Genomic DNA, 17840 nt, shown 5'->3' on the forward strand with positions numbered 1-17840 from the left:
TTTGAATTATGTCGCATTTACTAAGTAAAAATAGCCTAAGTAAAAATAGCCAACAAACAGGGCAGACGCAAACTCAGCTGGTGACGCCTAAAAGTGCCAATTGGCGTTATGTTGGCTTTGAAGCGCACCAGCTTAAAGCGGGTGAATCGATCACTATCGAAACGGCAACGGACGAAGTGTGTGCGGTGATTCTGTCAGGAAAAGCCAATGCTAACACCAAACTTGAAGCGTGGAAGGATATTGGCGATCGCATGAGCGTGTTTGATCAGAAAGCACCGTACTCTGTGTATTCTCCGGCTCAAGATGAGATTCACATTGAAGCGATTACGGATGTGGAAGTGGCTTTTTGTAAAGCGCCGGGTAAGGGCGGTTTTAAAGCGAAATTGATTTCGCCTGAGCAGTGCCAATATGAAACACGTGGTGTAACGAGTAATACTCGCCATGTGTGCAATATTTTGTTTGGCAACGAACCAGCGGACAGCTTACTAGTGTGTGAAGTCATCACGCCAAGTGGCGGCTGGTCTAGCTATCCGCCTCATAAACATGATACCGACGCAGCACCTGCAGAAACTCAATTGGAAGAAACCTACTATCACAAGATAGATCCACCGCAAGGTTTTGCTTTTCAACGAGTCTATACCGATGATCGAAGCATTGATGAGACCATGGCGGTGGAAGACGGCGACCTTGTGATGGTGCCGGAAGGCTATCACCCTGTCGGCGTGCCTCATGGCTATCAGTCTTATTATTTAAATGTCATGGCGGGACCAAGTCGGAATTGGATATTCCATAACGACCCAGATCATGAATGGATTATTGAACGAGATAAACAGCGTTAAAGGTGTAGGCATTTGGGCGACTACTGCGCTCACCAATACTTTGTTGAAAATAGGAATAAGATGTTTTCTGAAAGATCTTTATTCATCGTCGCGACGTTACGAAAACAGTAGTCGCCTTGTATAAAAACAATAAACTCAAGGATAAAACTATGCTTAATTTTGCGTTATTTGGTGCCGGTCGAATCGGGAAAATGCATGCAAAAAACATTCAGGCGTTTTCTCAATCAAATCTTAAATATGTCTTTGATGTGTATGCTCCCGCAGCAGAAGAAGTGGCCAAAGCAACGGGTGCGAAAGTTGTTTCCAGTGTGGATGAAGCCTTAGCCGATCCAGACGTTCATGCGGTATTGATTGCAACCAGCACCGACACGCACGTTGAACTGATTGTAAAAGCCGCGAAAGCGGGCAAAGCCATTTTATGTGAAAAACCGATTGATCTAGACACCGCAACAGTAAACGCTTGTTTAGAGCAAATTAAAGATTGCCCAGTGCCAATCCAAATTGGTTTTAATCGCCGTTACGATCCTAGCCACGCGGCTGTCGCCAAGGCGGCGCAAGACGGCAGTATCGGTAAGCTAGAACAGTTAATTATCACCAGTCGTGATCCGGGGATGGCACCGGTAGAATATCTGAAATCGTCAGGAGGAATTTTTCGTGACATGATCATTCATGATTTCGATATGGCGCGCTTTGTTCTTAACGAAGAAATTGTTGAGTTACAAGCATTCGGCGGTGCAATGGTGGATGAAAAAATCACTGACATTGGCGACGTTGACAGCGTGATGTTGATCATGAAAAGCCAATCTGGTCGTTTAATTCACATTAATGGCTCTCGTCGTGCAATCTATGGTTACGATCAGCGCGTCGAAGCATTTGGTTCAGAAGGTATGGTAATTTCGAATAACCAAACACCTACGTCCGTGACTCGATTCACTAAAGAAACCACGCAAGTAAAAGACCCACTTTATAACTTTTTTATTGATCGTTATGTGGATGCTTATAATCTACAACTAACGTCTTTTATTGAAAATGTCTTAGCGAAACAGCCCGTTTCGCCAAGTTTTGAAGACGGACGCCGAGCGCAAATGCTAGCCGATGCGGCACAGAAATCCCTTGAAACAGGGCAGAAAGTAACGCTGAACTGGTAAGGTTCGATTTAATATGACGTAATAAAAAAGGGCGAAAGCCCTTTTTTTCTTTTAGGTTCCAACATACAGATTATTTATCAACTGGAAGGCCTTCAAATTTATTATCAAAGGCTTCTATAAAGGCATTTTTTAGCGTTTCTATGATGGCGTCAAAGGCACTGATTTCTGGGTTGTCTAATGAACCAGTAATGTTAATCTGAGTGGCGACTTTATCTGAACTATTGTTGGTGAATAATCCCACCAAACCACCGCTTAATCCTTCCCAAGAGAGTTGGAATACCCCATCGTCATCTTTTACGACATCTTGTTCCCAATCTAATATATCGACATCTTTAAATAAGGGTTTGACATAACCATTGAGTCTTCCGCCAGAGGCTTTGAGTTCACTAATGACTTCTCCTGTTCCCGCGCGGAAGTCAAAACTCGCATAAGCCTGCGCGAAGTCGTTAAGCAGGGGTAATGAAACTGACTCTGTTTTGAGTGAAATTAAAAAGTCGTTCGAAACAAAAGGATCAAATTGTGCGTCCATTTCCATAGAAGCGGAGTTTAAGAGTTTGGCATTGAGCTTTAAATCCGCGACGCGTTTTCCGTCTTGCCCTGCAATATTGGTTAGATTCGTCACTTCGGCATGAAGTTCCGTGAGCTGAATATTAACCGGAGGCGTGGAGTCAAAGTTGCGAAACGCAATGCGGCCATCGTTTAGGGTGATGTTACTGATGGTAATGGGAATAAGGCCTTCAACTACGCCTTTCCAATCGCCGCCTTTGCCGGATTGGGTATTTTCAGCTTGATTACTGTCAACGAAGTTTACCTGAGGAGAGTCAAGCCAAAGGTCGGCCAAAATTTCACCCTTAAATAAAGCTCGCCAACTTAGAGCAATATCGATGTTGTCCATTTGCAAGAAGGGGACTTGATGATCGCCTTTTACTTTTGAGATAGACAGTTGTTGAAGCTGATATGCGCCTCGATAAATATCAATATCCACGTTCTCGATATGTCCTGTGTATTCCCCCATGTCAGACAGCTTCTGATTCACTGTGTGCAATGCCCAATAGGGTAAATACAGTCTGAGCATGATAAGAACGCTCAGGATTACTACAATAAAGGTTACCGTGTTCTTTAGTTTTTTCGTCTTCATTCTACACTCTCCTTGCTTACACTAATGTTAAGGTGGAGGGTGATTTTTCGCAATTAGAATATCTGGCTTCCATAATCTGTACACGCTGTTGTCTTGTTATATACAGTGAGCATAATAAAGCGATTAGGAAGCTTTCTTAGTTGTGAATGCTTTTGCTCTACTCTGAAACAACAATGGCTTGTTCTATTTTTTGTCTCAAATCATCAGGTAAAGCAATCGCTGCTTTTAGGGTTTTAGAAAAACAAACGTAGGTGACGTCGGCTTCTGCAACAAGGTCTTGGGTTTGTGTATTGATAATGGTTTGCTTCATCGTGATGCTTTTATTGCCAAGCTTGGTGTATCTAGTTTGTACTTCAAGAACGTCACCGAAATTGGCCTCGGCTCTGAAGTTGATGTTTATATTAACCACAACCCAAGCGATGCCATCTCCCATGAACTCTATGCCACCAAAGTCATCAAAAAAAGCCCAACGACCTTCTTCTAAGAACTCTAAATATCGGGCGTTGTTAACGTGTTGAAAAATATCTAAGTGGTATCCTCTCACTTTAATTTGGATTGTGTTGAGCATGTTATTTTCCTTTCAAAAAAACGCGAAGTAAAAAGGGTACGAGTCTAAAAGGGAGAAAAAAATAACAAAATCGCTCAACTTTCATGACAGTAATTTTGGGTGTCGGAAAATAAGTCTTATTCGGTAGAAATGTGGTTTAGATTGAGAGGTAAAGGTTCTCTTGTTACTTTAGAGTTATTAACTATGGGAGGTCAGATGGAAAATACGTTAATGAATGACGCATCATTTGATGGTTTAACCTTCACCGATTTGTCTTATGTGCAGGAAACTATTAGTCGTAAGACATTTGAGTCTTGTGTTTTTGAGTCTTGTGATTTTACAGAATCTTTTTTTGATGCCTGTTCTTTCAAGGACTGCCAGTTTAATAAATGTAAACTAACGGCGGTTAATGTGAGAAACAGTAAGTTTTCCGATGTGCAATTTCATGACTCCAAAGTATTGGGCGTCGATTGGACAAAAGCCTATTGGCGTGGTTTGGACTTAGGTGCGCCTCTGTATTTTAAGGGGTGTTTAGTCAATGGGTCTTCCTTCTATGCTTTGAAACAACCGGGAATTACCTTCGAAGGTTGCCGTGCTCACGATGTGGATTTTAGAGAAGCGATGCTTTCTAGGGCGACGTTTTCTGGTACAGATTTAACCAACAGTTTGTTTGTGAATACTACCTTGACGGGTGCTAATTTTAACGGCGCGACCCATTACGATATAGATGTGAAGCAAAACCACATTAAAGGGGCTATATTTTGTCGTTATGAAGCAGTGAGTTTATTAACATCACTGGGCATTAAGCTGGTTTAACACTAATCTAAAAAATATAAAAAGAATCGGAGATATTTATGTTAAGAAAAGAAAAAACAGGTTTGGTGGTGATCGATGTTCAGGGAAAGCTGGCGACTATTGTGCATGACAGTGAGCTTTTTATCGCTAATCTCGTCAAGTTGATTAATGCCGCAAAACTATTGGGTTTGCCCATTTTGTGGTTAGAGCAAAACCCAGAAAAATTAGGCGCAACCGTGCCTGAATTACGAGCAGTTTTGGACTTAGTTAAGCCAATGTCCAAGCATTCTTTTAGTGCTTGTGGCGAGCCGGTTTTTGTTGATGCGATCAAAAAATCTAAAGTGAACACTTGGTTACTTTGCGGTATTGAAGCACACATTTGTGTTTACCAGACGGCTCTGGATTTGTTGGATTCAGGTTATATGGTGGAGCTGGTCAGTGATTGTGTTTCGTCTCGTTCTTTGGGTAACAAAACAGTAGCGCTCGAAAAATTAACGCGCAAAGGCGCAGAGGTCACCAGTCTTGAAATGTGTCTGTTTGAATTGATTAAAGATTGTCGAGCGGATGAATTTAAAGCGGCGCTTAGTTTTATTAAGTAACTTCCCCCCTTCCAACCTCCTTCTTAGCAGTGGAGGAGCTTAATGCTTTCGTTCCTTTTTTTCTTCATTGCAGGGGAGGGGTTATTTTTTGTTTAATTTACCTTGAACGGTCTGCTTTGTGTTTTAATCCAATAATATTTTATTATTTTACATAATACGTCCGATATTATTTCCTTTAGGCAGGCAGCATGAACATAGATAAATCCAAAAAACGTATCGCAAAGAAAGTTAAAATGGGCTTTAAAGGATACCCACAAGTATCCTTTTCTTATTTTGGTGAAACAACAGAAATAGCCACAGAAGTGGTTGTCACCTTTATTCTAGAAGAGGGCGCTGAGCCACAAGAACAACGTTTTTCTGCTAAGAATGATGTGCGTGAGGACGAAATTATTCAATCTGCTTTGGTAAAAATCATGGAACGTACCGAAGCAAAAACCATACTGGAAGTAGAAGGCGTCACTCTTAAAGGCGAATAACATTAAATATTATTAATGTGTTTCTTCTGCTTGACCTTGGACTGTACTCCAAGGTCTACACTCTTGTTATGAATTTTCTATCAATGATGAATTCGTTACAAATTTAAGGCAGGAGAGACTCATGCATAACCATACTTCTCACAAGTACACACATCATAAAGACACTTCAGATCAGCATAAGGCTGATTGCCAGTCCCATTCTTCGTGTCATTGTCCCGGCATGGATAAATCTCATGCTAATCATAGTCAATCGGATGCGGGAGCTTCTTGTTGCTCAACGCAAAATGAGACTTCTACTTGTTGTTCTAATGACGACAGTACCCAACAAGAAAAACAATGTTGTTCTTCCGACGATGAGGAAGAAGGCGACTCCAGTGTCGGTTCACCTACTGAGAATTTGTTATTAAACTGGCGAGTAAAAGGCATGGATTGCGCCAGTTGTGCACGATCCATCGAACGGGCCGTTTCCTCAATTGATGGTGTGGTGAGCGCGAATGTGGTTTTTTCTACCGAAAAGCTGATGGTTGAAGCGGGTTCAGATATTTCCGATGACATTCATACCGCGGTGAAAAATATCGGTTTCAGTTTAGTGTCTTCTAATGCTAAGCCGTCATCAAAAAGCACCGCTTTTATTACTGTTCAGCAATTACGTGAATATGGTCCGATTGTCGCATTGGCGGCGTTGATGTTGTTGAGTTGGGGGATTGGGCAAGTAAGTCCCGTGTTTGGGCAAACGGCTTTTATTGTGACCACGTTGGTAGGTTTAGTACCAATCATGCGTAAGTCATGGCGGATGATGCGAGGGGGTTCGCCTTTTGCCATTGAGACATTGATGAGTGTCGCCGCGATAGGTGCATTGTTTATTGGTGCTACCGCCGAAGCGGCCATGGTGCTGTTGCTATTTATGATCGGCGAATGCTTGGAATCGTTTGCGGCCAATCGAGCACGTAAAGGCGTGAGTGCTTTAATGGCCTTATTACCAGAAGACGCGTTAATCATTAAAGGTGGCGTGCGTCATAAAGTCGCTATATATGATTTGCGTCCTGGGGATGAAATCGAAGTGTCACCGGGTGAGCGATTGCCTGCGGACGCAGAACTGTTGTCAGATGTTGCAAGCTTTGATGAAAGCGCTCTGACGGGCGAGTCGGTTCCTGTTGAACGTCTATGTAACGAGAAAGTTCCTGCAGGCAGTTTACTGGTGGATCGCGTGGTACGGCTAAAAGTCGTTTCGCAACCTGGCAAAAATGCCATTGATCGAATTCTGCATTTGATTGAAGAAGCAGAAGAGCGTCGAGCGCCACTTGAGCGCTTCTTAGATAAGTTTAGCCGTATTTATACCCCCGTGATTATGTTGATGTCTGTCTTAGTGATTGTGATTCCGCCATTAGCGTTTGATCAATCTTGGGATACATGGATTTATCGTGGTTTGACTTTGTTGTTGATTGGTTGCCCTTGTGCGCTTGTCATTTCAACGCCGGCGGCGATTACATCGGGTTTGGCGGCAGCCACTCGTCGAGGTGCACTGATAAAGGGAGGATTGGCTTTAGAGCAACTTGGCCGAGTGAAAACGATAGCCTTTGATAAAACGGGTACGCTCACAGAAGGTAAGCCAGCAGTGACGGATGTGTTGAGTTTTCACGGTACAGATAATGATTTATTGGCGGCTGCGGCTTCCATTGAAATGGGGTCACATCATCCGTTAGCCAAAGGTATTGTGTACTACGCCGAGCAGCAAGGTATTGTGTTGGTTCACGCGGATAATCGAAAAACCTTGGCTGGCGTTGGTGTAGAGGGATATTTCGCGGGTAAAAAAATTAAAATAAGTGCGCCAAGTAAATTAGACCTTGTGCTTGAGAGCTCTATTACTCAGCAAATAACGACTCTAGAGCAAGAAGGTAAAACCGTGGTTGTTGTTCTAGAAGAAGGTCAGCTACGTGGTTTGATCGCTCTGCAAGATACGCTACGAGAGGATGCTAAAGCGGCGTTGGCAGATTTACGTTCCTTAGGTATTAATGGAGTGATGTTAACGGGTGACAACACTCGAGCCGCGGCCGCTATTGCGGCTGAGTTAGACATGGACTTTCGTGCTAATTTATTGCCTGAAGATAAAGTCTCGGCAATCATTGAGTTAAATAAACAGCAAGCCACTGCAATGGTCGGTGACGGTATAAACGATGCGCCTGCGATGAAAGCCGCCAGTATTGGTATCGCCATGGGAAGTGGAACGGATGTCGCGTTAGAAACGGCCGACGCCGCCTTAACTCATAATCGACTGCAAGGCTTGGCCGATATGATTCGGCTATCTCGTGCCACCAATGCCAATATTCGTCAAAACATTAGTATTGCACTGGGGTTGAAAGCGGTGTTTTTAGTCACGACGTTATTGGGGCTAACAGGATTATGGTTGGCGGTATTAGCAGATTCTGGCGCTACTGCCTTGGTAACGGCAAACGCTTTACGTTTACTAAGACAGCGCTAAGGTAATCATTGTTGTCGTTTAAAAAGAAGAGACTGGTATGATGGTTTGTTGTAGACAAATTTTTCGGCTCTACAATGTCAATGAAATCGTTGTGTTTAATAATAGGAAGGGTTCATTGCTCAATTAAATTTCCCTTCCAATGTGCTTTTTTTAAAGCGATAAAATGTCTGAAAAAGTCGGAAGTAGCTCTTATACTTGCGGCTTTTTCTGTTTAAGCAATAAGTTAAACCACTAGACTGTAATAGGTAGATTATGATGCAAAGACCACAAATAACCATTTCATCATTAGATGCTGTGAGACTTGAAAAGATATTGGGTTCACTCAGTTACTCTCAGTTTCCCAACAAGGATGCGTTACAAGAAGAAATAGATCGAGCGGATATCGTCGAGCCAAAAGAAATGCCAGACAATATTGTTACGATGAATTCGACGGTGACATTTACCGTGCTTTCTTCAGGAAAGGAATTTTCAAAAACACTCGTGTATCCAAAAGCAGCCGACGGCAGTGAGGATAAAGTTTCAGTGTTAGCACCTGTCGGTAGCGCCTTGCTTGGTTTAAAAGAAGGGGATCGAATTGATTGGCCAAAGCCGGATGGTGACTTTTTTTCTGTGTCCATCACTAAGGTAGATTACCAGCCGGAACGGGCAGGAGAGTTTCAGCGATAATGTATCCCCGCTATTAGGTTAATCAAGAACGAAGAGTCTTAAATAGGACAGCTTTTATGTTTAAGAGATAATGAATCAATCTCTTTTAAGCGGTTCCCTATGAAACTAAAAAAAAGAGCTAATGAGGGTGGAATCTCGTTAGCTCTTTTTTAGTTCACTGTCTAAACAGGATGGCAATGTATCTTATCTAGGCAGAAGGCACTCATCAGGTACGGATATGTTTAATGGAGCTATTTAAGTCGTCTACATTTTGTTGAAGGTCAATGACGACGGGAGTCAGTTGATGAATAGCTGTACTCATGTCACTGGAGAGTGATTTTATGTTAATGAGGTTTCTGGATATTTCATCACTGACTGTCAACTGTTCTTCTGTTGCTGCCGCTATTGTCGTATTTAGCTTGTGAATTTCGGTAGCAGAATCTTGAATAGTATTGAGTGCATTATTAGCCGTCGAGACATTTGATCGAGTGGACTGTACTTTTTCTGCGCTAGATAAAATTGTTTGGGTCGATTTTTCTGCCTTTTCTTGTAGGCTAGAAATCATTTTTTCAATTTCCCCCGTTGACTCCTGAGTACGTTGGGCTAGAGACCTTACTTCATCCGCTACAACAGCGAATCCTCTTCCTTGTTCACCTGCACGAGCGGCCTCAATGGCTGCATTTAAGGCTAACAAGTTCGTTTGTTCAGCGATGGCCTTAATCACATCTAAGACATTGCTTACATTCTTAGACTCAGTGGCTAATTCCCCAATAGTGTCAGACGTTTTAGTGAATTCACTTTCTAGCTCACTAAACTCAAGAGAGGTTTTATCAAATACCTGTTTACTTGTGTTGGCATCCGCTTCCGCTTTGCCGGCATATTGTTCAGCCATTGTCGTGCTTTCAGAGACACTTGATAATGCCAATGTCATTTCTTCCATGGCTGTCGCGGCCATTTCTAGTTCTTGATTTTGTTCATTGGCGGCTTTTACATTTTGCTCTGTAATATTATGTATCGTGTCTGATATGGTGGAAAGGGTGTGATTCACTTGATTTATCTTGCTAATGGTATTGGCGTAACTGTTAATAACTTTGTTAATGGCAAAACCAATGGTGCCTAGTTCATTCTTACTATCTTCTCCTACACGTAAGGTTAAATCAGAGTTTTTATTTATTTCTTGTAGTGTTTTTGACATAAGGCCTATTGGCTTCACCACTTTACTGTTCACAATAAAATAGCCAATTATGGCAATAATACACACAGAAATTAATGACATGATGCCCAGTAAAACAGTATTTTTTACTTTTTCTTCTGCATTGATAATTTTCTGATTGGTTCGGTTTTCCAGCTCGACAAAAAATGCATTTATAGGCGCCATGATTTTGGCTTTTTCTTGGTGATATTGATCACTATGCAATAATGTGATTGCCATATCTCGGTCTGGTTCTTTTGTCACGGTATAGTCACCGTTACTGTCTTGGTAGAGACCTTTCACCGCATTCATTGCTTTGACTTCCATATTAACCAGACCATCAGAGTTCGCTTGTGCTTCTTTTAGTAATTTGAATTCTGATTGGCTAAACCCGAGATCTTCCATTATTTTTTGTAGTGATATCGTTTCTCCATCAGGCTTTGGTTTTTGACCGTACTGAAGAACAAGATCCCAATAAATGGTGTGATAATTTTCTGGACGTGGCTTATTACCATTACGAATATCGAGAATGTCGAGGTACATTTTTTCGTATTTTTCGTCGCCAGTAACAACGTAAGTTCGTCCAAGTCGGGTTAAATCGTCAGAGCTTTGACGTAATACATCAGCCGTTTGGTAGGATTGATAACGAATAGTTTCCATCTGTTTGACTTGTTTCATCAGCCCATTCAACTGCCAAACAGTGATGATGCTGATAATGACGCCTATACCGATTACGGAGAATACAAGTCTCATTGTGTTATTTATATTCATAGGTTTTTTTCCTTGCGTCACGTTATTTTTCATGATGATAGCGGATTATCAATGCTATTTCTGTTTTGTTTTTGTACGTTTTTTTATAAAGATTTTGTATTTAACTGTGATATATAAAATTTATTGAAAAAATAACGATCCTGATCATTCCACAATAGAGGGGGATTACGAATAATTTACAAAGAAACTTCTGGTCATGATTGTTGCAAGTGATTATCATTAGCGATACAAAATAATCGATAATGGTTATCATTACAATGGAGTTGTTATGGATGTTACGTTTCCTGACTATGCAGGTGCTCTGGCATTAGAGCAATCAAAAAATGACTTGTTTCTATTCAATTCAAATTTCAATTTAGTTCGAGCCAGTGGCGTGAGTCAGCGGATTTCGACGCCCATTCTTTCTTCACACTTCAATCAAGAAGTACAAGCATTGTTTGAACGAGAAAAAGCGAAAGGAATCGCTAACCCTATGCTTGTTGGTGCTATTCCATTTGATATGAATCAACCAACTCAGCTTGTTGCGCCAAAGTGGTCGGAGCGAGTAAAGCCTTTCAATACTGGCTTGTCTCCATTTGTGGACAAAGACTTTGTTCATCAGGTGGTGGAGCAGGGTTTTACGCCAAATCAAATGCCTTTTTTAGAGATGATAGAGCAGGCATTGTCAGCGTTTAAAAATGAGAGTCTGAAGAAAGTCGTGTTATCCAAAATATTGGATTTCACGTTAGATAAAACGGTCGATATTCCTCGCTTACTTTCTAACATAATGGGGCAAAATCCAAACGCTTATCATTTTAGTGTGCCTCTCGACAACAGTGTACTAATTGGCGCTAGCCCAGAACTATTGATCAGAAAGCAAGCGAATAAGATATTTTCAAACCCACTGGCGGGGTCGGCGAAACGTTTGCAAAAACCAGAAGAGGATAGACAAGCGGGAGAGGCGCTTGTTAGGTCGGTGAAAGACCAATACGAGCATCGATTGGTGGTTGAGTCTATTCGATCTTCGCTGATGCCTCTTGTGGAAAGTATGCGTTTACAGCCAGAACCAAGTCTTATTTCAACGCCCACTATGTGGCATTTATCCACCGAGATAGAAGCAACGTTGTTGACAGATAATACCACGTCGATTTTTGATCTAATCAAAAATATGCATCCAACGCCTGCTATGTGTGGCACGCCAACGAAACTTGCTCAACGTTATATCGACACCTTAGAGCCTCATCAACGTGGATTTTTTAGTGGTCTAGTTGGATGGTGTGATGCTCAAGGTAATGGGGAGTGGGCCATTGCTATACGCTGCGCCGAAGTCTCAGGAAATAAGGTGAAATTGTTTGCGGGTGCGGGCGTCGTGCCCGATTCTTCACCCGAAAGTGAGTGGTTAGAAACCAGTGCGAAAATGCGCACCATGATCAATGCCTTTGGTATTAAGGAAAGTATCATATGACGATTGCCTATACGCCATGGCCAGAAAATTTTGCGCAAGCCTATCGTAAAAAAGGTTATTGGACGGATCGACCTCTGACGGATCTGATTGATAACGCGCCACAAGACAATATTGCGGTTGTCTGTGGTGAAAGGTCATTAACCTATCGTGAGGTGTGTTCCCAGTCGAAAAAGTTAGCGATGTATTTGCAAACGCTGGGATTACAAGTCGGTGATACGGCATTGGTTCAATTACCCAATATCGCTGAATTTTATGTGGTGTTTTTTGCTCTTATCCGCTTGGGTGTTGCGCCGGTTAATGCTTTATTTAGCCATAACGAAAACGAGCTCAGTGCGTACGCTAAGCAAATTCAGCCTAGGGTTTTAATTGCCAGTAGTAGGCATGCGTTGTTTCACGATGCCCTTTTTTTCGAAAAGTTGAATCAGTCATCGAATGAATTGCAGCACGCGTTAATTGTCGGCAAATCGGACTGGGCTGAGTCGTTAGGCGAGGTACTTGAACGACCTGCTGATATGCCATTACATGCTGAACCAAGTCGAGCCGATGAGGTTGCATTTTTCCAACTCTCCGGTGGTAGTACAGGAACGCCGAAGCTGATTCCTAGAACCCATAATGACTACTTTTTTAGTGTACGTCGCAGTGCTGAAATTTGTCATTTTTCTTCCTCTACCGTCTATTTGTGTGCTTTGCCCTGTGCCCATAATTTCCCCATGAGTTCTCCGGGCGCCTTTGGTGCTTTTCATGTAGGAGGTCGCGTGGTGATGGCGCCCAGTCCTGATGCCAATACTTGTTTTGAATTGATTGGGCGTCATGGCGTCACTGTTGCCGCCTTGGTGCCACCCGCGCTTGCGCTTTGGCTACAAGCCGCGCCTTCTCACCAAAAGGCAATAACCTCATTAATGTTAATGCAAGTTGGTGGTGCGAAACTGAGTGAAAGTCTAGCGAGACAAGTGCCGGAGCGACTCGGTTGTCAGCTGCAGCAGATCTTGGGGATGGCAGAGGGGCTGGTGAATTACACCAGACTGGACGATGACATAGACACTATAGTCACGACGCAAGGTCGCCCCATGTGCTCTCTTGATGAGGTAAAAGTCATTGATGAGGAGGGTAATGAAGTCGCGGCCAATGTAGCAGGGGAGTTGATTACTCGCGGGCCATACACAATTCGAGGTTATTACAAGGCCCCAGAACATAACGCCAAGGTTTTTGACAGGGAAGGCTTTTATCATTCTGGCGATCTCGTTTGTCGAAATGAACAAGGGTATTTCACTGTGGTAGGTCGTGATAAAGACCAAATTAATCGAGGTGGTGAAAAAATTGCTGCTGAAGAAATTGAAAACCTTTTACTGAAGCATGAGTCGATCGTACACAGTGCGCTTGTCTCTATGCCGGATGCCATGATGGGGGAGAAAAGTTGTGCTTTTATTGTCCCTAAAATGGCCTCTCATGGAATGAAGAGCGTCACACTGCGTAAGTATTTACGCAGCTTTGGCGTGGCGGATTACAAGGTGCCGGATCGCTTCGAATTTATCGAATCCTTACCGCTAACGCCAGTCGGAAAACCAAACAAAGTGGCGTTGCGTGAAGTGATTCGCCAGCGCTTACAACAAGATTCAAAACGATAAAGGACGATGATGAGCATTCCCACTATTTCTTCTTATCCCATGCCAACCGCGGATACTTTTCCAAACCAAAAAGTAAACTGGGTATTAGAGCCCAAGCGTGCCGTATTTTTGATTCATGATATGCAGGCTTACTTTTTGCGTTTTTATGACGCTGAATCGGACTTGATTAAAGCGTTGAAGCAAAATCTTGCTTCCATTAAGGCTTACTGCCGAGCGAATGGCATACCGGTTGTTTATACGGCACAACCTAAAGATCAAAAACCAGAAGATAGAGCACTGTTAAATGATATGTGGGGCAGTGGTCTTAACGATTTTCCTGAACTACAAAAAGTCATTGATGAGTTGTCTCCAGATGAAGACGATACTGTTTTGGTTAAATGGCGTTACAGTGCTTTTCACCGCTCTAATTTGCAAGAACTTATGCAGTCGTGGGGTCGAGATCAGCTCATTATCGGCGGTATTTACGCTCATATCGGTTGCATGATCACGGCCACTGATGCATTTATGCGTGATATACAACCCTTTATGGTTGGCGATGCGTTGGCGGACTTTAGTGAAGCTGAGCATCGGCAGGCACTCACTTTTACGGGTGGGCGAACGGGGCGTGTGATATCAACCAGAGACGTACTTATAGCGACGGATGTTTCAGGTGTCAGTCTTCAATACGAACAACTGAAAGCGCAGGTCTTTGCTTTTCTTGATGACGAAGACATTGAAGAGTTTGATGCAAATGAAGAGCTTATCGACTATGGATTAGATTCCATTCAGATTATGTCGCTTGTGAGTCAGTGGAAAAATCAGGGCCTTGATGTGTCTTTTCAAGAGTTGGCCAATGCCAGTACTTTGAATGGATGGTGGGACTTGATCCAAACTAAGCTTACTCAGGGACAATCTTCCGATCTTATAAGAGCCGAAACAGTATGATGAACCCGCTCGATTTTTCAGGTAAAACGGTTTGGGTAACGGGTGCTGGTAGAGGCATAGGCTTAGAAGTTGCCAATCAGTTTACTGAATTGGGAGCGACCGTCATCGGCTTTGATTTAGCGTTTAGTGAATGCACTTACGCGTTTGATTGTGTTGAGTTAGATATCAGTAACGAGACGGCTGTGAGTGAAGCGGTACAGCAAGCGCTTGTCGATTTTCCTGTGTTAGATGTACTGGTAAACGGTGCGGGTATATTGCGTTTAGGCAGTGTTGAGGAAACCAGTTTAGAGGACTTCAAACATTGTTTTAATGTGAACGCGGGTGGTGCTTTTTTGATGATCAAACACACCATGTCCAGATTTAAAAAGCAGCAACATGGGACGATAGTAACCATTAGCTCGAATGCCGCTAAAGTACCGCGTCAGAATATGGCGGCTTATTGTGCGTCTAAAGCCGCTTTATCCGCATTAAGTCATACGGCAGGACTGGAATTAGCCCCATACGGAGTGCGTTGCAATGTGGTGTGTCCTGGTTCGACCGACACACCAATGCAGCGTATGTTATGGGTAGATGATGACGCAGAGAAAAATACGATTAAAGGTTTTCCTGAGCAATATAAGCTGGGTATTCCTCTTGGTAAAATTGCTCAACCCAGTGATATAGCTCAAACCGTTCTGTTTTTTGCGTCTTCTATGTCGAACCATATTACGATGCAAGATGTAGTGGCGGATGGTGGTGCTACGTTGAATGCATAGACATGCATTAGAATGAGAGTAAATAAGCCTAATACGGTCACCGTGTTGGGCTTTTTTGTGGCTCTCCCGTGTGAGGATCTTTATAGGTTATCTTACAGTGGATGGATGTATTGTGAATTATTACCAAACACAAGTTAGAGTTAGCGGGAAAACGTAAAGAGAGCAGCATAGAGCTTACTTCCAGCGCGAGCCAATTGCAGGGTCGAGCGGTCATTTGGTGACTTAGACCTATTACTAAAAAAGGCGAATCATTACTGATTCGCCTTTAGTTTTTAGTGCTTATATCACTACATACGGTAAGTTGCGCTTAAACCGATAGTGCGAGACTGGCCAACAGCGGCACGTGAACCACCGTTGATAACATAGATGATGTCTTCATCTGTTAGATTTTTGATGTAGCCGCTAATTAATAGATTGCCTATTTCATAGTCCACATTAGTATCTAGCAAGGTGTGGTTACCTGCTTTGTAATCCGCTGTATTGTCTAGGTCTGAGTAGTATCCACCTACATACGTGACATCTGCGCCTAGAGTTAGGCTATTACCAATGTATTTAGTGAAGCCAATTGAGGCATTCCACTCTGGTGCGTTAGGTAAATCATTGCCTTGATAATTAGTGTTCTCGTCTATTTCAGATTTCATAAAACCAACAGATTGACGGATTTCTAAATCTTCACTTAGCCACTGGGTTGCTTCCAACTCAATACCAACGGTGTGTGCTTTATCGACGTTACTAATGCGGCTGTCCGCTACGGCTTGGTAATCATTATAGAGATTGTAGAATAAAGCGGCATTTAACGTTGAGCCGCTATCCAGTGAGGTTTTTGAACTAAGCTCGTAAGCGTATACGGTTTCTGCATCAAAATCGTAGGTCTCAGCTGCTTGAACCTGACCTTGACCCCTTCTATATCCATCGTCATAGCCAATACCGCCTGAGTTATAGCCTTTACGAGCGGATAAGCCAATTGTCGTTTTATCAGACACAGCGTAAGTCGTGCCAAGTTTTGGTAAGAAAAACTGATCGGTTATGTCTTTATCGATATTCACACTGCCGTAATTAGAGTAGTAACGACTTTGTTTTTCATGCTGGAAGCGGCCGCCGGCGATTAGGGTTAATTTTTCTGTAAGGGCGTAATCACCTTCCGCAAACACTCCCATACGAGTTTCTTCTGTTTTGCCTTGAGTGTTTATGTTGTCTAGTGTGTTTTCTCTGTCTGCTACCATGATTCCAACAAAGCCGTTGAGTGCAGAATCGTTAGGCGTAAATAATAGGCGACTTTCTAGTGTTTTCGTTTTGTCTTCGAACGTGTAGGTTTCTTCTTTTGGATATTGATCAAATCGGTTTTTTTGGCTATTGCTAGACAGTGTTGTCACACTGGTTAGATCATTACTTAACACATAGTTTATTTCAGTGGATAGGTTGTTTACTTTAGAGTCTTGGATTCGAGTATTGTTATAATTTGCAGCACTTAACGTGAAAGTCTCATCTTCATTGCCAGAACCATTTTTCCAATTTGCCCAATTTAAGTAACTGCCGTCCGCTTTGCGGTGATTTGCTGTTACTTTAACCGTTAAGTCGTCTGTTGCTTTCCATAGCAATTTACCTCGTAAATTCAGATTACTTGACTCTTCTGGGTCTACCGGAACATCACTGGTTTCACCATCGTAACTGAGATAGCCTTTTCCATCTGTGCCATCAGCGGCAATGCGATAAGCCAAATTATCTGTAATTGGACCTGAAGTCATAACGGCCAAATTTTTCATTACGTTGCCATTTTTATAGGTTTCTAAACCAAGGCGTACCGCTGCTTCAGGATCAAAGGTTGGGTCGTTGGTTTTCACCGAAATCGCACCACCAATGGAGTTTTCACCCTGAGTGGTTGATTGTGGGCCACGTAGCACTTCTATTTGTTCGACATCCCAAACGCCTGATCCGCTAAAGTTATAACCTGTAAAGGCATCCGCTACGCCATCCACAGACGTGTTTACGCGCTGTCGGCTTCCGCTCACTGTTGCGTAATAACCAGTGGTTGCACCGCTGCCGTTAATACCGCGAATATTCACCGTTCCAAATGCTGCAGCGACTACGTTGGGTGCTTTTGTTACGACATCGTTAACCGTTTTTGCATCGCCTTTCGCTACGTCTTCACCGTTAATAATGGTGACTGCGGTGGTTGTGTCTTTTATGTCCTTATCCATTTTTTCACCAGTAACAACCAGTGTGGATAAGTTTGTTGTGCTTTCTGCGAATGAACTGGCAGAGATACAAGCAGCATTAATGCTGATGACAGCGATAGCCACAGTGGACAATCGGCTTGGTAAACGAGTGGGTGAGCTTTTAGCGAGAGACATGTTTTTCCTTATTTCTGACAACTTAGTAAAGATCTTGCTAATGTTATTGATAATGAGAACGATTAGCAATACTATATTTTAAGTTTTTCCCTTATTACGATTTTTTAAAAGG

The 17840-nt window shown here is 42.7% G+C and carries 15 protein-coding genes; 11 read left to right on the top strand and 4 right to left on the bottom strand.

Annotated features, from left to right (window positions below; translation table 11 throughout):
• The first annotated feature begins 8 nt into the window (after positions 1 to 8).
• Both iolB and iolG read left to right on the top strand, forming a co-directional pair.
• Positions 9 to 839: a 5-deoxy-glucuronate isomerase gene (iolB, locus tag M3I01_RS07395; protein ID WP_255895165.1), complete on the top strand. Its 831-nt coding sequence runs from the start codon at positions 9 to 11 to the stop codon at positions 837 to 839.
• Positions 840 to 988: 149 nt separating this feature from the next.
• Positions 989 to 1987, top strand: coding sequence for an inositol 2-dehydrogenase (gene iolG / locus M3I01_RS07400; protein ID WP_275565001.1), 999 nt, complete (start codon positions 989 to 991; stop codon positions 1985 to 1987).
• A gap of 70 nt (positions 1988 to 2057) precedes the next feature.
• Here iolG and M3I01_RS07405 read toward each other — a convergent pair whose 3' ends face one another.
• A complete protein-coding gene (locus tag M3I01_RS07405) occupies positions 2058 to 3125 on the bottom strand; it encodes a DUF748 domain-containing protein (protein ID WP_255895167.1) in 1068 nt (355 codons plus the stop codon).
• Between the two features lie 157 nt (positions 3126 to 3282).
• Positions 3283 to 3693, bottom strand: coding sequence for an acyl-CoA thioesterase (locus tag M3I01_RS07410; protein ID WP_255895168.1), 411 nt, complete (start codon positions 3691 to 3693; stop codon positions 3283 to 3285).
• Between the two features lie 195 nt (positions 3694 to 3888).
• Here M3I01_RS07410 and M3I01_RS07415 point away from each other — a divergent pair, with 195 nt between their 5' ends.
• From M3I01_RS07415 to rnk, 5 genes are all read left to right on the top strand, one after another.
• Entirely contained in the window at positions 3889 to 4488 is a 600-nt protein-coding gene (locus tag M3I01_RS07415) for a pentapeptide repeat-containing protein (RefSeq protein WP_255895169.1), read from the top strand.
• 38 nt (positions 4489 to 4526) lie between these two features.
• The gene (locus tag M3I01_RS07420) at positions 4527 to 5066 is read left to right on the top strand and encodes a hydrolase (RefSeq protein ID WP_255895170.1); all 540 of its coding nucleotides are present in this window, start codon (positions 4527 to 4529) and stop codon (positions 5064 to 5066) included.
• A 188-nt stretch (positions 5067 to 5254) separates the two neighbouring features.
• Positions 5255 to 5542, top strand: a complete 288-nt coding sequence (locus M3I01_RS07425; RefSeq protein WP_255895171.1) for a hypothetical protein — start codon at positions 5255 to 5257, stop codon at positions 5540 to 5542.
• A gap of 121 nt (positions 5543 to 5663) precedes the next feature.
• A complete protein-coding gene (locus tag M3I01_RS07430; RefSeq protein WP_255895172.1) occupies positions 5664 to 8021 on the top strand; it encodes a zinc/cadmium/mercury/lead-transporting ATPase in 2358 nt (785 codons plus the stop codon).
• Between the two features lie 252 nt (positions 8022 to 8273).
• The gene (gene rnk / locus M3I01_RS07435) at positions 8274 to 8687 is read left to right on the top strand and encodes a nucleoside diphosphate kinase regulator (RefSeq protein ID WP_255895173.1); all 414 of its coding nucleotides are present in this window, start codon (positions 8274 to 8276) and stop codon (positions 8685 to 8687) included.
• 205 nt (positions 8688 to 8892) lie between these two features.
• On the opposite strand, the gene M3I01_RS07440 is transcribed toward rnk, so the two are convergent.
• On the bottom strand, positions 8893 to 10629 hold the full coding sequence (locus M3I01_RS07440) for a methyl-accepting chemotaxis protein (RefSeq protein WP_255895174.1): 1737 nt from the start codon (positions 10627 to 10629) through the stop codon (positions 8893 to 8895).
• A gap of 268 nt (positions 10630 to 10897) precedes the next feature.
• Between M3I01_RS07440 and M3I01_RS07445 the strand changes: the two genes are divergently transcribed.
• Genes M3I01_RS07445 through dhbA form a run of 4 tightly spaced genes read left to right on the top strand, consistent with a single transcriptional unit; the run spans position 10898 to position 15377 of the window.
• Positions 10898 to 12073 (top strand): isochorismate synthase, encoded by a 1176-nt coding sequence (locus tag M3I01_RS07445; RefSeq protein WP_255895175.1) that lies wholly within the window; start codon positions 10898 to 10900, stop codon positions 12071 to 12073.
• Entirely contained in the window at positions 12070 to 13698 is a 1629-nt protein-coding gene (locus M3I01_RS07450) for a (2,3-dihydroxybenzoyl)adenylate synthase (RefSeq protein ID WP_255895176.1), read from the top strand. The genes M3I01_RS07445 and M3I01_RS07450 overlap by 4 nt, the downstream gene beginning before the upstream one ends.
• 6 nt (positions 13699 to 13704) lie before the next feature.
• Complete coding sequence (locus M3I01_RS07455) at positions 13705 to 14622, top strand: isochorismatase (protein ID WP_275565002.1); 918 nt, start codon at positions 13705 to 13707, stop codon at positions 14620 to 14622.
• Complete coding sequence (gene dhbA, locus M3I01_RS07460) at positions 14619 to 15377, top strand: 2,3-dihydro-2,3-dihydroxybenzoate dehydrogenase (protein WP_275565003.1); 759 nt, start codon at positions 14619 to 14621, stop codon at positions 15375 to 15377. The genes M3I01_RS07455 and dhbA overlap by 4 nt, the downstream gene beginning before the upstream one ends.
• A 287-nt stretch (positions 15378 to 15664) precedes the next feature.
• Here dhbA and M3I01_RS07465 read toward each other — a convergent pair whose 3' ends face one another.
• Positions 15665 to 17728, bottom strand: a complete 2064-nt coding sequence (locus M3I01_RS07465) for a TonB-dependent receptor (protein WP_255895177.1) — start codon at positions 17726 to 17728, stop codon at positions 15665 to 15667.
• Between the last annotated feature and the right edge of the window lie 112 nt (positions 17729 to 17840).

Origin of the sequence: Marinomonas maritima, from assembly GCF_024435075.2 — a bacterium.
GTDB lineage: Bacteria > Pseudomonadota > Gammaproteobacteria > Pseudomonadales > Marinomonadaceae > Marinomonas > Marinomonas maritima.